Annotated in this window: 12 protein-coding genes and 7 tRNA genes; 8 read left to right on the top strand and 11 right to left on the bottom strand. The window is 63.6% G+C overall.

Translation table 11 applies throughout. The features are described 5' to 3' along the window. The first annotated feature begins 16 nt into the window (after nt 1-16). From EV669_RS05000 to EV669_RS04990, 3 genes are all read left to right on the top strand, one after another. Entirely contained in the window at nt 17-1,270 is a 1,254-nt protein-coding gene (locus tag EV669_RS05000) for a cytochrome P450 (RefSeq protein ID WP_132098054.1), read from the top strand. Between the two features lie 220 nt (nt 1,271-1,490). Continuing rightward, the gene (locus EV669_RS04995) at nt 1,491-2,204 is read left to right on the top strand and encodes a FadR/GntR family transcriptional regulator (RefSeq protein WP_132098053.1); all 714 of its coding nucleotides are present in this window, start codon (nt 1,491-1,493) and stop codon (nt 2,202-2,204) included. Continuing rightward, complete coding sequence (locus EV669_RS04990) at nt 2,204-3,460, top strand: CynX/NimT family MFS transporter (RefSeq protein ID WP_132098052.1); 1,257 nt, start codon at nt 2,204-2,206, stop codon at nt 3,458-3,460. The genes EV669_RS04995 and EV669_RS04990 overlap by 1 nt, the downstream gene beginning before the upstream one ends. Before the next feature lie 18 nt (nt 3,461-3,478). On the opposite strand, the gene EV669_RS04985 is transcribed toward EV669_RS04990, so the two are convergent. Further along, a complete protein-coding gene (locus EV669_RS04985; RefSeq protein ID WP_055433044.1) occupies nt 3,479-4,342 on the bottom strand; it encodes a pirin family protein in 864 nt (287 codons plus the stop codon). A gap of 22 nt (nt 4,343-4,364) precedes the next feature. Next, the gene (locus EV669_RS04980; RefSeq protein WP_132098051.1) at nt 4,365-5,234 is read right to left on the bottom strand and encodes a pirin family protein; all 870 of its coding nucleotides are present in this window, start codon (nt 5,232-5,234) and stop codon (nt 4,365-4,367) included. 162 nt (nt 5,235-5,396) lie between these two features. Between EV669_RS04980 and EV669_RS04975 the strand changes: the two genes are divergently transcribed. Next, a complete protein-coding gene (locus EV669_RS04975) occupies nt 5,397-6,302 on the top strand; it encodes a LysR family transcriptional regulator (protein WP_132098050.1) in 906 nt (301 codons plus the stop codon). A gap of 59 nt (nt 6,303-6,361) precedes the next feature. On the opposite strand, the gene EV669_RS04970 is transcribed toward EV669_RS04975, so the two are convergent. From EV669_RS04970 to EV669_RS04950, 5 genes are all read right to left on the bottom strand, one after another. Then, a complete protein-coding gene (locus tag EV669_RS04970) occupies nt 6,362-7,033 on the bottom strand; it encodes a GntR family transcriptional regulator (protein ID WP_054284751.1) in 672 nt (223 codons plus the stop codon). 142 nt (nt 7,034-7,175) lie between these two features. Beyond that, a tRNA-His gene (locus EV669_RS04965) sits at nt 7,176-7,251 on the bottom strand. A 32-nt stretch (nt 7,252-7,283) separates the two neighbouring features. Further along, nucleotides 7,284-7,359 (bottom strand) — tRNA-His (locus EV669_RS04960). 12 nt (nt 7,360-7,371) lie between these two features. Beyond that, a tRNA-Arg gene (locus EV669_RS04955) sits at nt 7,372-7,448 on the bottom strand. Between the two features lie 23 nt (nt 7,449-7,471). Further along, nucleotides 7,472-7,548, bottom strand: a tRNA-Pro gene (locus EV669_RS04950). Between the two features lie 115 nt (nt 7,549-7,663). Between EV669_RS04950 and folD the strand changes: the two genes are divergently transcribed. The 3 genes from folD to EV669_RS04935 all read left to right on the top strand — a co-directional run bounded on the left by folD (nt 7,664) and on the right by EV669_RS04935 (nt 10,048). After that, nucleotides 7,664-8,515 (top strand): bifunctional methylenetetrahydrofolate dehydrogenase/methenyltetrahydrofolate cyclohydrolase FolD, encoded by an 852-nt coding sequence (gene folD, locus EV669_RS04945; RefSeq protein ID WP_054284752.1) that lies wholly within the window; start codon nt 7,664-7,666, stop codon nt 8,513-8,515. Between the two features lie 89 nt (nt 8,516-8,604). Beyond that, nucleotides 8,605-9,468, top strand: coding sequence for a formyltetrahydrofolate deformylase (gene purU / locus EV669_RS04940; RefSeq protein WP_054284753.1), 864 nt, complete (start codon nt 8,605-8,607; stop codon nt 9,466-9,468). Between the two features lies 1 nt (nt 9,469). After that, entirely contained in the window at nt 9,470-10,048 is a 579-nt protein-coding gene (locus EV669_RS04935) for a hypothetical protein (protein WP_054284754.1), read from the top strand. Here EV669_RS04935 and EV669_RS04930 read toward each other — a convergent pair. The 4 genes from EV669_RS04930 to EV669_RS04915 form a co-directional block, all read right to left on the bottom strand. Then, a complete protein-coding gene (locus EV669_RS04930; RefSeq protein WP_055433040.1) occupies nt 10,009-10,347 on the bottom strand; it encodes a thioredoxin family protein in 339 nt (112 codons plus the stop codon). The genes EV669_RS04935 and EV669_RS04930 overlap by 40 nt on opposite strands. Before the next feature lie 60 nt (nt 10,348-10,407). Next, nucleotides 10,408-10,494, bottom strand: a tRNA-Leu gene (locus tag EV669_RS04925). 60 nt (nt 10,495-10,554) lie between these two features. After that, nucleotides 10,555-10,641: transfer RNA gene (locus EV669_RS04920), tRNA-Leu, on the bottom strand. A 41-nt stretch (nt 10,642-10,682) separates the two neighbouring features. After that, nucleotides 10,683-10,769, bottom strand: a tRNA-Leu gene (locus tag EV669_RS04915). A 78-nt stretch (nt 10,770-10,847) separates the two neighbouring features. Between EV669_RS04915 and rnr the strand changes: the two genes are divergently transcribed. Then, complete coding sequence (gene rnr / locus EV669_RS04910) at nt 10,848-13,205, top strand: ribonuclease R (RefSeq protein WP_132098049.1); 2,358 nt, start codon at nt 10,848-10,850, stop codon at nt 13,203-13,205. Nucleotides 13,206-13,430 lie beyond the last annotated feature (225 nt).

Here is a 13,430-nt window from a genome sequence, read left to right as displayed (position 1 = left end):
GTACGGATCCCCCGCCATGCCCGATCAATCCAAGCCCTTCCTGTCCGATCACACGGTTGCCTTTCTCTCCGACCCGTACCGCTTCATCGGGGAGCGCTGTCGGGCGGAGGCGTGCGACGTGTTCGAAACCCGTCTTCTCTTCAAGCGCACGCTCTGCCTCTCCGGTCCGGAGGCCGCCGCCCTGTTCTATGACCTCAACCGTTTCCAGCGGCAGGATGCCGCGCCCGAGCCGGTACGGGCCACGCTGTTCGGCAAGGGCGGCGTACAAGGGCTGGACGATGCTGCGCATCGCCAGCGCAAGGCCCTGTTCATGGGGCTGACGCATGGCGACGCGCTGCAAGGGCTGCTGGCGCATGCCGCCGATGCCTGGCGCGAATGCGCCGACGAATGGCTGGTACTTGGGGAGGAACTGGTATTTTACGACGCCATGCGGACGCTGCTGACACGGGCAGCGTGCCGCTGGGCTGGTCTGCCACAAACAGAAGGCGACTGGCCCGAGCGTACCCGTCAGCTGAGCGCGCTCTTCGATGAGGCAGCCGCCCCGGGCCTTGGTCATGTACGCGCCCGCATGGCGCGTGGAGAGGCGGAAACTTGGTTGGCCGACCTGATCGAGGACGCGCGCGCCGGACGTACCGACTTGCCGGAAGACTGCGCCACTTGGGCGGTGGCTTGGCACCGCGATGCCGACGACGCGCTGATGCCGCCGCGCATTGCCGCCGTGGAGTTGCTCAACCTGCTGCGGCCTACGGTCGCTGTTTCGGTTTACTTGGTCCTCCTTGTGCATGCACTAGCCCTGCATCCGCAGTACCGCGCCCCCCTTGCAGCCGGCGACAGCGTGCTGGCCGACGCCTTCATACAGGAGGTGCGGCGCTGGTACCCCTTCTTCCCGGCGGTGGCCGCCCGGGTGCGGCACGACTTTCTGTGGCAGGGTCAGTTCTTCCGCGAAGGACGCCGGGTGATGCTGGACCTGTACGGCACCAACCATGACCCGTGTAGCTGGGCCGACCCCGAGGCCTTTCTACCCGAGCGCTTCCTTTCCCAGACGCCCACGCCGTTCAACTTCATTCCGCAAGGCGGGGCAGAAGCGGCAGGGAACCACCGCTGCCCCGGTGAGGCCATTACCGTGGCGCTGATGCATCAGGCCATGCAGATGCTGCTGCAACATCTGGAGTATGAAGTGACGACGCAGAATCTCGCGCTCGACTACAGTCGGCTTCCGGCTCTGCCGCGCGAACCCCTGTGCATCCGTGTGAACACCGTGCGCTTCTAAGGCTTTGCGCTCTGGCTATTCTAGGGCAGGGCCCGGCTGACCTATCCGCCGGGTGTGGCGTCCCAGTTTCAGGCAGGTGCCAAACGGGTGCAGCGACTTAAAACGTCCTGGAGCGCTGTCCGAGTCCGGGTCCGGAGCCGGCTAGGCGTGCCCCGCTCAGTCGTGGCGCAGGACAGAATGCGCTATCATTCATCCGATGATTGGATGAATGGAGGGCGCCATGCTGGCTGCCGAACAGAAACGCTCGCTGGTGGACCTGGCTGTCAACGCCATGGCCCAGCACATCGCCGAGGGCACTTGGCCTGTGGGAAGCCGTATTCCCACCGAACCTGCGTTGGCCGAAACACTCGGCATCAGCCGCAACACTGTCCGAGAGGCGGTGCGTGTGCTGCTCTATGCCGGCCTTCTGGAAGTACGGCAAGGGGACGGCACCTATGTCCGCGCACTCACCAGCCCGGCCGAGGCGATGCGGGCCATCAGCCGGGCCTCGCTGCGTGAGCACCTCGAAGCACGGGCGCTGCTGGAGGTAGCAACCGCGCGCCTTGCCGCGGAACGTTGCTCCGACGCAGATCTTGCCGCGATGGAAACTGCGCTGTCTGCCCGCATGCCGGTACGCAGCCATGAGGACCTCCTGGAGTCCTTCATCGACCTGGACCTCGCCTTCCATCTTTCCATTGCCCGCGCGTGCGGCAATGTGGCGCTGGCCGAGCTGTACCAATACTTCTCGCAATCGGTACGTCGCAGTCTGCGCGTCAGCCTGTTGGACTGCAGCCTGCCCGAACCTGACCACGCGGCGCATGCCGCCATCGTCGAAGCCATCCGTGCCCGCGATCCGGAAGCAGCGGCCAGGGCCGCGGCGGCCATCACCGCCCCGATGCTGGAGGCGCTGTCCGGCCTGTTGCCCACCCAAGACCCCTTGCCCAAGGAGTGCTGATGCCCCCGGTCACCTCTACTTCTTCCTCTGTGCTGATCGACGCCGAGATCGACGACGATGGTGTGCAGCACACCCCGCCCCCCAGCTCCAGTCCCTGGCTGCTTCTGATCGGCCTGGTGCTGGTGGGCATGAACCTGCGTCCGGCGCTCTCCAGCGTCTCTCCGATGCTTAACCAGATCAAAGCTACCACCGGGCTGAGCGGTACGCTGGCCGGGCTGCTGACCACGCTTCCGGTGCTGTGCCTGGGGTTGTTCGGTCCGCTCGCGCCTGCCCTGGCAAGACGCTTCGGTGCCGAACGCGCCATCGCACTGATCCTGATCACCCTGGCGCTAGGCGTGTTCTTGCGCACCCGCTTCGGACTGCCGGGGCTGTTCGGTGGCTCCATTGTGGCGGGGGCCAGCATCGGTATCATCGGCGTGCTGCTGCCAGGCATCGTCAAGCGCGACTTCCCCCGGCAGGCCAGCCTGATGACCGGTGTCTACACCATGGCGCTGTGTCTGGGGGCCGCTCTGGCTGCGGGCGCCACCATTCCGATCGGGCGGCTGTTCGGTGGGGACTGGCACCCGGCGCTGGCGTTCTGGGCCTTGCCCGCGCTCTTGGCTCTGGCGGTATGGTGGCCCCAGCTGCGGGGGCGCAGTATCAGCCATCATGGCCAGTGGACGGTTAGCGGCTTGTGGCGGGACCCGCTGGCCTGGCAGGTGACAGGTTACATGGGCTTGCAGTCCTCGTTGGCCTACATCGTGTTTGGCTGGCTGCCGCCCATGCTGATCGACCGAGGGCTGGCCCCGTTGGCCGCCGGGCTGATGCTGTCGCTGTCGGTAATGGTGCAGGTGCTGACTGCCCTGGCGGGCCCGGCATTGGCCCAACGCAGCCGGGATCAGCGCGGGTTGATCGCGGTAATGGTGATGCTGACCTTGGCTGGGTTGATGGGCATGCTGTTCGCTCCGCCCGCCAGCCTGTGGATGTGGGCGGTGCTGCTGGGGCTGGGGCAGGGCGGCACCTTCAGCCTGGCGCTGGCCCTTCTGGTACTGCGTACCCCCGACCCGCATGTGGCCTCCCACCTCTCGGGCATGGCGCAGGGCGTGGGCTACACCCTCGCCTCGCTGGGGCCGCTGGCTGTCGGCCTGATTCACGATCTGGCCGACAGCTGGACCCCGGTGGCCGTCCTGTTCGGTGGCATCGCTGCCGCTGCGCTGGCTTGCGGCCTGCTGGCGGGGCGCGACCGGCTGGTACAGGCCCGCGCCCGCCCACTATAGTCCGCTGGCCTGCCCGGCTCAGTCCGTGCCGGGCAGGGGGATGGACTCGGTTTCCCCCGGGATAGGTGCAAAGTGCCCGGCCTGCCAAGCCTCCCGTGCTGCCTGTAGCCGGTCGCGGCGGCTGGAAACGAAGTTCCAGTCCAGATAGCGCGGCCCATCCGGCGGTTCGCCGCCAATCAGCATCAGCCGTGCGAAAGTGTGCGCAACCAGCCGGACCTCCCCTGTGGTTTCTGGTACCAGAAGGCGGGGGCCGTGTGCGGTGGCCGCCCCTAGATGCACCGTCCCGTCAAGGAGATAGACCGCCCGTTCCGGCCAGACAGGCAGGCTGATCTGGGCGCCCGGCTCCAGTTCGACCGCCGCGCAGAACGTGGCCAGATGTGTCGTGACCGGCGAACGCGCTCCCCAAGCCTCGCCCGCCAGCAGACGCGTGTGTGCCCCGTTTTCCACCCAGCAAGGCAGGGCGTGCCGGGGCGTGTGCTCGAAGCTGGGCGCACACTCTTCCAGGCTGCAGGGCAGCGCCAGCCACATCTGGATGCCTTGTACCGTTTCCCCCTGGGCTCGCAGGTCGGCTGGAAAACGCTCGGAGTGCACGATGCCCCGGCCGGCGGTCATCAGGTTGACCGCACCTGGCTCGATGCGCATCGCGGTGCCCAGACTGTCCCGGTGCTGCATCGCCCCTTCGAAGAGATAGGTGAAGGTAGACAGGCCAATGTGCGGGTGCGGCCGGACGTCGCCTTCGGTGGTGCCGGCCTGGAAACGGGCTGGTCCCATGTGGTCCAGGAAGATGAAGGGACCCACGCTGCGCAGCCCGGGCCCCGGGAGCAACCGGCGCACGGGGAAGCCGATATTGCTGGGCCGGCCTTCGGTTTCGAATCGGATCATCGCTGTCTCCCCCTCTCCCGCCTCAGGCCGTCTCTTGGCCGAACCGGCCGCTGCGCAGGTCGGTGAACGCCTGCTCCAGCTCGGCCCGGCTGTTCATTACAAACGGGCCGTACTGGGCGATTGGCTCGTTCAGCGGTTGGCCGGCGATCAGCAGCAGCCTGACCGGTGTGGCACCGGTAGCAAGGCACACGCCTCCGGCCCCTGCCGTGTTGCTGAGGATGGCCATCTGGCGCACCGTCACCGTCCGGGCCGGGCTGCCCACGTCCGCCGCTCCGTCATACACATACACGAAGGCGTTGTGCGTCTCTGGCAGACGGAAGAAGTGTTCGCGCGACGGCTCCAGCCGGATGTCCAGATAGACCGGTTCGGTATCGGGTCGCTCGATCGCGCCCTTCAGTCCATCGTAGGCCCCCGCGATTGCCTTCACTTCCACCCCATCGGCCGGCTGGTAGATGGGGATCGCCTCGGCAGGCAGGTCTCGGTAGGCCGGCGGGATCATCTTGCGCCGGGCTGGCAGGTTGACCCAGAGCTGGAAGCCATGCATCAGGCCGTCTTCCTGTTCAGGGATTTCCGAGTGCATCAGCCCCCTTCCGGCCGTCATCCACTGCAGCCCACCCGGCCCCAGCAGGCCTTCGTTGCCGGCGCTGTCCCGATGACGCATGCGCCCATCCAGCATGTAGGTCACGGTTTCGAAGCCACGATGCGGGTGTTCGGGAAACCCGGCGATATAGTCGCCCGGATTGTCGGAGCGGAACTCGTCCAGCATCAGGAAAGGGTCCAGCCGGCGTTGCAAGTCATGGGTAAGTACTCGCAGCAGCTTGACACCCGCCCCGTCGGACGTGGGTTGGCCGAAGACGATGCGTTCTACGGTACGGGAAACGGTTTCTGTCATAAGGGTTCCTTTCGTATGGGCCGGCTGCCGAAGACCGGGCGGCGTAGTAGAAGAGGGGCCTGACCGTTGTCCACTAGGCAGGCGGTACTCCTTCACTATAGAGATTGATAATTCGATAAAAAAGCGCAAATATTCGTGGGTATTCAATCATTTTTCCGAACAATGGCGGTCTTTCCAAAAACCTCACTTGAGCAGTGGCGTGTGCTGCAAACCATCGTCGAGGCGGGTGGTTATGCCCAGGCTGCGGCACGGCTGCACCGCAGCCAGTCGTCCGTTAGCTATGCGGTGACCCGACTGCAGGCGCAACTGGGCATCGACCTCTTGGTACCCCAGGGACGTCGCATGGTGCTCACCGATGCCGGACGCGCGCTGTTGGCTGAAGCGGCGCCGCTGCTGGAGAGCCTGCAGAAACTGGAGGCGCGTGCTGGCGCTCTACGCAGCGGCTGGGAGGCGGAAGTGCGGCTGGCAGTGGATAGCCTGTTTCCACTGCCATGCCTGATGGCCGCCTTGCGCCACTTTGCCGCACAGTGCCCGGCCACCCGGCTACAAATGCATGAGGTAGTGATGTCGGGGGCAGACGATGCGCTTTACCAAGGCCAGGTGGACTTGGCCGTGGCCACCCGGGTGCCCCCGGGCTTTCTGGGCGAATGGCTGCTCGACGCCTGCTTCCTCGCCTGTGCCGCGCCTGCCCATCCGTTGCATGCCTTGGGCCGCACACTGAGGCCGGACGACCTCGTGCCGTGGACTCAGGTCGTGGTGCGTGACTCCGGCACACGTCAGCCCCGGGACGAAGGCTGGCTGGGAGCGCGGCAGCGCTGGACAGTTAGCCATGCGGACACGGCCGTCGAGGTAGTGGAAAGCGGGCTGGCGTTTGCCTGGCTACCGGCGCATGCCATTGCGGCCAGGCTTGAGGAAGGGCGTCTGGTGCCCTTGCCGTTGGCGCAGGGGCAAGTGCGGCGCACCGCACTGCATCTGGTGATGGCTGATCCCGGACGCAGCGGGCCTGCGGCGCAGGCGCTGGCGGACTGCCTGCACCAGGAGGCTGCGGCTAGACGAGGGGCGGGCTGAACAGCATTTCGGCCAACCTTGCAAGGTTGGCCGAATAAAGGGGGAGAGGCGCGGGCGGTTCAGTGGGCCGCCTGCTCCTTCAGGTAGCTTTCCAGCGCATGCCCTGCGGAGAGGATATGGAAGCGAATGAACTCGGCGGCCTCATCCTTGGCTCCGGAGCGGCACAACTCCAGAAGCTTGGTGTGTTCCTCGTGGGCCCGCTCCATGGTGCGGGTAAACAGGATCTGCATCCGCGTGTAACGGTCGGTCTTGTTGTGTAGCTGTTCGATCAGGGCCAGCGTATTAGGGCGACGTGCCGAGCGGTACAGCGCCAGATGGAAGCGCGAGTTCAGCTCGCCCCAGTGGCGCACGTCGTTGCTTTTCAGGGCCTGGTCGAATTCCTGCAGCGTGTCCGCAGCCAGTTGCAGATCCGCATCGGTCTGACAGGGGATGGAAGCGCGCAACAGTTCGCTCTCCAGCATGGCGCGGATTTCCAAGAGTTCCAGCACATCCTCCAGCGAAAGCTTGGACACCACCGCCCCTTTGTGGTCGATGATCTGGATCAGGCCTTCAGCCTCGAGCTGGCGCAGGGCTTCACGCACCGGCACCCGGCTGACACCGTACTCGTTGGAGAGGGCTTCCTGGCGCAGTTGCTGGCCGTCGGCGAACTCACCGGACAGGATGCGCTGGCGCAGCGATTCCGTAACAGCACTGGTCAGGGTCTGGCGCTTGATGGGCTGAAGGATTGTCATGATTTGTTTTCTGTCTGGCAATCGGATACATGCAAATGTATTCGATTATACGGAGGTTACACCACCAGACAAGAGAAACTCCGGGCAGGGCGCCGGACAATGGATACAAAAAACCCGGCTTGGCCGGGTTTTTGAAGAGATATGGGGTGGATGATGGGACTCGAACCCACGACAACCGGAATCACAATCCGGGACTCTACCAACTGAGCTACATCCACCGCCGTAAAGCGGAGTACGACTGAAACTGGGGTGGGGTGGATGATGGGACTCGAACCCACGACAACCGGAATCACAATCCGGGACTCTACCAACTGAGCTACATCCACCACACTGAAAACTGGCGCGCCCGACAGGACTCGAACCTGTAACCCCCGGCTTAGAAGGCCGGTGCTCTATCCGGTTGAGCTACGGGCGCGTACGCCTGTGTCGAGCTGTGTCTGGTCGGGGCGGCGGGATTCGAACTCGCGACCCCCTGATCCCAAATCAGGTGCGCTACCAGGCTGCGCTACGCCCCGACGACAGAGGGCGCAAATATACGTACCGGGCCTTTTTCTGTCAACTCCGTTGAGAGCAGACGGGTAAAAATGCGAAAATCGCGCTTTATATTCCAAACAGCTTTCAGGATCGACCATGGCGGCCCAACTCATAGATGGCAAGGCAGTAGCGGAAAAACTCATCGCCCGCGTACGCGAGGGTGTGGACGCCCGCGTGGCGGCTGGCAAGCGTGCTCCGGCGTTGGCCGTGGTGCTGGTGGGCGACGATCCGGCATCGTCCATCTACGTGCGCAACAAGAAGCGCAGCTGCGAGAAGGCGGGTATCCGCTCGGTGGCCTACGACCTGCCCGGCAGCACCACTCAGGAAGCCCTGCTCGGTATCATCGACACCCTCAATGCCGATCCCGCCATCGACGGCATTCTGGTGCAGCTACCGCTGCCGCGCCAGATCGACCCGCAGGCCGTCATCGAGCGCATCGATCCGAAAAAGGACGTGGATGGCTTTCATCCCTACAATATGGGGCGTCTGGCCATCAAGATGCCGCTGCTGCGTCCGTGCACCCCGCGCGGCGTGATGACGCTGCTGGAAGAGTACGGCATCGACCCCAAGAGCAAGAAGGCGGTCATCGTAGGGGCTTCCAATATTGTGGGTCGGCCTCAGGCGCTGGAGATGCTGCTGGCTCGTGCCACCGTCACCATCTGCCACAGTGCCACGGCCGACCTGGCCGCCGAGGTGGCTGGGGCAGACATCGTCGTGGCGGCAGTGGGCATCCCGGGCTTCGTCAAGGGCGCCTGGATCAAGCCGGGCGCGGTGGTGATCGACGTGGGCATCAACCGCCTGGACGACGGCAGCATCTGCGGAGACGTCGAGTTCGAGACCGCGCGAGAGCGGGCCGCGTTCATCACGCCGGTTCCGGGGGGCGTGGGGCCGATGACCGTCGCCACCCTGTTGCAGAATACGCTCGATTCGGCCAACCTCAACGCCTGAGCGCGTTTCTATCGCGCCACGGACGCGGGCCTTGCCCGTGCCGTGGCGTTTTGTTTTTCATTACAAGCCCACAAGAACGAGAACGGACAATGAGCCACCATACGCATTCGGCCACGCTGCTGATCGCCTGCCCGGACAAGAAGGGTCTGGTCGCGGCCATCGCCAACTTCCTGATGACCTACAACGCCAACATCATGCACGCCGACCAGCATCAGGACCGCTCGGAAAACCTGTTCCTGATGCGTATCGAGTGGTCGCTGGAAGGCTTTACGCTGCCGATGGAAAGCTTTGCCGCGGCCTTTGCGCCCATCGCGCAGGAGCACGCCATGACTTGGCGCGTTTCCCTCTCCACGCGCAAGCCGCGCATGGCGATCTTTGTTTCCCGCTACGAGCACTGCCTGGTGGATCTGCTGCACCGCTGGCGCATCGGTGAACTGGAGTGCGATATCCCGCTGATCATCTCCAACCATGAGGACTGCCGCCGCATCGCCGAATTCAACGGCATTCCCTACCATGTCATCCCGGTCAGCCGCGACAACAAGGCCCAGGCCGAGGCGGAGCAATTCCGCCTGATGGAGGAGGCCGAGGTGGATCTCATCGTGCTGGCACGCTACATGCAGGTGCTGTCACACACTTTCGTGGAACGTTACCCGAACCGGATCATCAATATTCATCACAGCTTCCTGCCGGCCTTTGATGGCGCCAAGCCCTATCACCGCGCGTTTGCCCGCGGTGTGAAGCTGATCGGGGCCACCAGCCACTACGTGACGGAAGACCTCGACGAAGGGCCGATCATCGAACAGGAAGTCACGCGCATCTCGCACCGTGACGATGTGGAGGATCTGGTCCAGAAGGGGCGCGATCTGGAAAAGGTGGTGCTGTCGCGCGCGGTGCGCTGGCACTTGGACGACCGCATCCTGTCATACAACAACAAAACCGTTATCTTCGACTGACATGCTGCCTTTGCTGCACGACGCCATCGATCTGGTCCGCTTGCGGGTTCGCCCGCTGGAGGCGTATCAGTACCCGGGCTGGCAACCCATCCTCGTATTGGCACTGCTCGGTGTGGCCGCCAGTGCCGATGCGCCCGAGCTTGGAAACAATCTCCTCGGGCGTACCGCTTTTCTGATGCTGTTTACGCTGGTGGAAATGGCGGGCCTGGTGGTCTTCCTCCGGCTATGGCTGCGCTTGGCTGGTGTCGAGCTGCGCCAGTCGCTGTTCGGGCTGGCGGTGGCGGCCAGCGGGCTCCAGCTTCTGGAGCCCTTGACGTCTTGGCTGCCGGACAACTTGGCCGCAGCGGCCGGTCTGCTACTTGGCCTCGGCTCGATCGCAGTGCTTGTCAATGCCCTTTCCGGCGTGAGCGGTGTGCCGCGACTGCGGGTGTTTGCCGGGGTGATGCTGTACGCGCTGCTGGCCGTGCTGATGCTGAGCATGAGCCTGTCGGTAGCCGACGGGCTGGGCTGGATCACCCTGCCGCCGGACTGGTTACCTGCTCAGGGAGCATCGTCAGCGGGCAGTGCTAGCGCCATCTGAACTGCCTGGGCCAGGCTGCCGGCCTCCGGGGGCGCGTTGATCCAGCGGTGGAAAGTGCCGTTGCGATACAGCGCGAGCGCGGGCAGGTGGAAGATCTCGAACTCGCGCGCCAGAGCCAGGCTTTCTGCCACATCCACGTACACAAGATGAGTGATGGTAGGGGGATGGAGCGCCGGCAGGCGGGCATGCCACAGCCGGCAGGCACCACAGCCCGGTTGGCCGAAGAGCACCAGCGTCAGCCCCGGCAGGCCGGGCAGCGTGTGGTGGAAGTCGAATTCGTCGAGATTCAGCCAAGGCATACGTAACAAAGCTGAAAGGGAAAAGCAAAAAGCCGTTGAGCATGCTCAACGGCTTAAATCTGGTGCCCAGGAGAAGACTCGAACTTCCACAGTGTTGCCACCGCTAGGACCTGAACCTAGTGCGTCTACCAATTCCGCCACCTGGGCTAACTAAATTGTCTCTTGCTGCTTTCCGGCCCCCGACACGACTCGCTTGCAAGAAGCGCGTGGTGCCCAGGAGAAGACTCGAACTTCCACAGTGTTGCCACCGCTAGGACCTGAACCTAGTGCGTCTACCAATTCCGCCACCTGGGCAGACCGGACATGCATTCATCAAAGCGCGCCAACCGTAAGGCTGGTGCCCAGGAGAAGACTCGAACTTCCACAGTGTTGCCACCGCTAGGACCTGAACCTAGTGCGTCTACCAATTCCGCCACCTGGGCATCGCTTATGCTGTATCATTGCTGACACTGCAGTGCTGCGATGAACTGCGCATTATATGGACCTTTTTGAGGTTGTCAATGGCCGATCCTGTAAAAAAACAGAAAAAACTCCCCCTCCGGCTGCAAGACCCGTTTCTGGAGCGTGAGCAGCAGAAGTACGCGCATCCTTTGCCGAGTCGGGAATTCATCCTCAGCCTTCTGGAGGAGCAGGGCGTGCCCCTGTATCCGGACGAGCTGGCCACCATGCTTTCCATCGAAGCGGACGAGCGCGAGTTCTTCGATCGTCGGCTGATGGCCATGTCGCGCAGCGGCGAAGTGGTCATCAACCGCAAGGGGGCCATCTGTGCCGCGCAAAAGCTTGACCTCATCAAGTGCCGTGTCTCCGGGCACCGCGACGGCTACGGCTTTGCCATGCCGGAAGATGGGGGGGGCGACCTCTTTCTGCCCGAGCGGGAGATGCGCAAGGTCATGCATGGCGACACGGTAATGGTGGAACAGGCCGGCACCGACCGCCGCGGCCGGCGCGAGGGCAGGGTGGTGGAGGTGCTCGAGCGTGCCTTTACCCGTCTGGTCGGACGCATCTACCTGGAGCGGGGTGTATGGTATGCCGTCCCTGAGGACAAGCGCGTCGGCCAGGACATCCTGATCGAGCCGGGTGCCACCCATGATGCGGAGCATGGCCAGGTGGTGATGCTCGAGTTCATCGAGTATCCCGATGCCCATCGCCAAGCCATCGCCCGAGTGGTGGAAGTGGTGGGCAATTATGCCGACCCCGGGATGGAGATCGAGATCGCGCTGCGCAAGCACGCCCTGCCACACGAGTTCGACGAGGCTGCACTGGAGCAGGCGCGGGCCACGCCCAAGAAGGTGCGCAAGGAGGACATCAAGGGGCGGGTGGACTTGCGCGACCTGCCACTGGTCACCATCGACGGCGAAACCGCCCGCGACTTCGACGATGCCGTCTATGCGGAACAGGCCGGCAAAGGCTTCCGTCTGGTGGTGGCCATCGCCGACGTCAGCCATTATGTCCAGCCGGGCGATGCCCTGGATCAGTCCGCCCTTGAGCGCGGTACTTCGGTTTATTTCCCCCGGCGTGTCATTCCCATGCTGCCGGAGGCACTCTCCAACGGCATCTGCTCGCTCAATCCAGACGTCGAGCGGCTGTGCATGGTCTGCGACATGCAGATCAACAGCAAGGGCGTGGTCAAGAAGTACCAGTTCTATCCTGCAGTGATGCGCTCCCATGCCCGTCTCACCTATACCAAGGTGTGGGATTGGATCCAGAACGGCACCGACGATCCACTTCTCCCGCAAATCCAAGTGCTGTACAGCCTGTTCCGCAAGCTGCTCGAGCAGCGTGAGAAGCGCGGGGCCATCGACTTCGACACTATCGAAACACAGATGCTGTTCAATGAGGACGGCAAGATCGAACGCATCGTGCCCGTGGTGCGCAACGAAGCACATCGGCTGATCGAGGAATGCATGCTGGCCGCCAACGTCTGCGCTGCCGATTTCATCGGCAAGAGTGGTCGCAAGTGCCTCTACCGTGTCCACGAAGGGCCCAGTCCCGAAAAGCTCGACAACCTGCGCAAGTTCCTCGCCTTGTCCGGCCTCACCCTCGGTGGCGACGACAAGCCTACCGCCAAGGACTATGCAAGGTTGGCCGAAATCATCCGCCAGCGGCCCGACGCCGAGATGATGCAGACCATGCTCCTGAGGTCGATGCAGCAAGCCGTCTATACCCCAGACAATCTTGGGCACTTCGGTCTGGCATATGATGCCTATACCCACTTCACCTCTCCCATCCGACGTTATCCCGATCTGCTCGTCCACCGCACCATCAAGGCCATCCTCAGGGGCGAGGTCTACAAGCCCGGCAAATGGGCCAAGCTTGGCGAGCATTGCTCAATGACCGAGCGTCGTGCGGACGATGCCAGCCGGGATGTGGAGTCCTGGCTCAAGACCTACTACATGCGGGACAAGATTGGAGAAGTGTTCACCGGCAAGATCAGCGCCGTCACCAGCTTCGGCCTGTTCGTCATGCTCGATGACATCCATGTCGAAGGATTGGTGCACATCTCCGAGCTCGGCAAGGACTACTTCCACTACCAGAAAGAACTGCAGCTCATGGTGGGCGAGAAGAGTGGCATGCGTTACCAACTGGGCGACCGGGTGGTTATCCGCGTCATGCGCGCCGAGCTGGATACTGCACAGATCGACTTTGCCCTGGTCCAGCCGGAGGAGGAAAAAACCACTCCCACCAGAGCGCGGCGCAGCGCCTCTCGCAAGCCTACCGCTCCCGAAGGAGAAGGTGAGGCCGCCGCCCAAGCTCCACGCAAGCTGCGCCAACAGAAGGGAGAAGGTCAGTCGACGGCCGCTTCGCCAGCGCCACGGCGTCGCAGGAGCCCTCGGGGGCGTCAGGGCGGGGCGTCCTGAAGGGCGTATATTGCGAGGCAGATAAAAGGGCCGGTCATCCGGCCCTTTTTCATTTGTCTGCTCGTGCTTGCCCCGCACCGTACGGGGCATCGGCAATATTTTCTGCAAATGGGGGTTGACGGTGTTTGGTGAGGTGGGTATAGTTCGCTTCCTCTGCTGAGCGCAACGGCGCCGGCCTGATCTTTGACAGTTTAGAACAACCGATAGGTGTGAGTGGTTTGCGAG

This window comes from Gulbenkiania mobilis (assembly GCA_004346645.1).
In the GTDB taxonomy this organism is placed as follows: domain Bacteria; phylum Pseudomonadota; class Gammaproteobacteria; order Burkholderiales; family Chromobacteriaceae; genus Gulbenkiania; species Gulbenkiania mobilis.
This window is presented reverse-complemented; position numbering and strand designations above follow the sequence as displayed.

Excerpts from the sequence above, each read along its gene's own strand:
- EV669_RS05000 (WP_132098054.1), top strand. The coding sequence starts at position 17 with ATGCCCGATCAATCCAAGCCCTTCCTGTCCGATCACACGGTTGCCTTT.
- EV669_RS04995 (WP_132098053.1), top strand. The coding sequence starts at position 1,491 with ATGCTGGCTGCCGAACAGAAACGCTCGCTGGTGGACCTGGCTGTCAAC.
- EV669_RS04990 (WP_132098052.1), top strand. The coding sequence starts at position 2,204 with ATGCCCCCGGTCACCTCTACTTCTTCCTCTGTGCTGATCGACGCCGAG.
- EV669_RS04985 (WP_055433044.1), bottom strand. The coding sequence starts at position 4,342 with ATGATCCGATTCGAAACCGAAGGCCGGCCCAGCAATATCGGCTTCCCC.
- EV669_RS04980 (WP_132098051.1), bottom strand. The coding sequence starts at position 5,234 with ATGACAGAAACCGTTTCCCGTACCGTAGAACGCATCGTCTTCGGCCAA.
- EV669_RS04975 (WP_132098050.1), top strand. The coding sequence starts at position 5,397 with ATGGCGGTCTTTCCAAAAACCTCACTTGAGCAGTGGCGTGTGCTGCAA.
- EV669_RS04970 (WP_054284751.1), bottom strand. The coding sequence starts at position 7,033 with ATGACAATCCTTCAGCCCATCAAGCGCCAGACCCTGACCAGTGCTGTT.
- folD (WP_054284752.1), top strand. The coding sequence starts at position 7,664 with ATGGCGGCCCAACTCATAGATGGCAAGGCAGTAGCGGAAAAACTCATC.
- purU (WP_054284753.1), top strand. The coding sequence starts at position 8,605 with ATGAGCCACCATACGCATTCGGCCACGCTGCTGATCGCCTGCCCGGAC.
- EV669_RS04935 (WP_054284754.1), top strand. The coding sequence starts at position 9,470 with ATGCTGCCTTTGCTGCACGACGCCATCGATCTGGTCCGCTTGCGGGTT.
- EV669_RS04930 (WP_055433040.1), bottom strand. The coding sequence starts at position 10,347 with ATGCCTTGGCTGAATCTCGACGAATTCGACTTCCACCACACGCTGCCC.
- rnr (WP_132098049.1), top strand. The coding sequence starts at position 10,848 with ATGGCCGATCCTGTAAAAAAACAGAAAAAACTCCCCCTCCGGCTGCAA.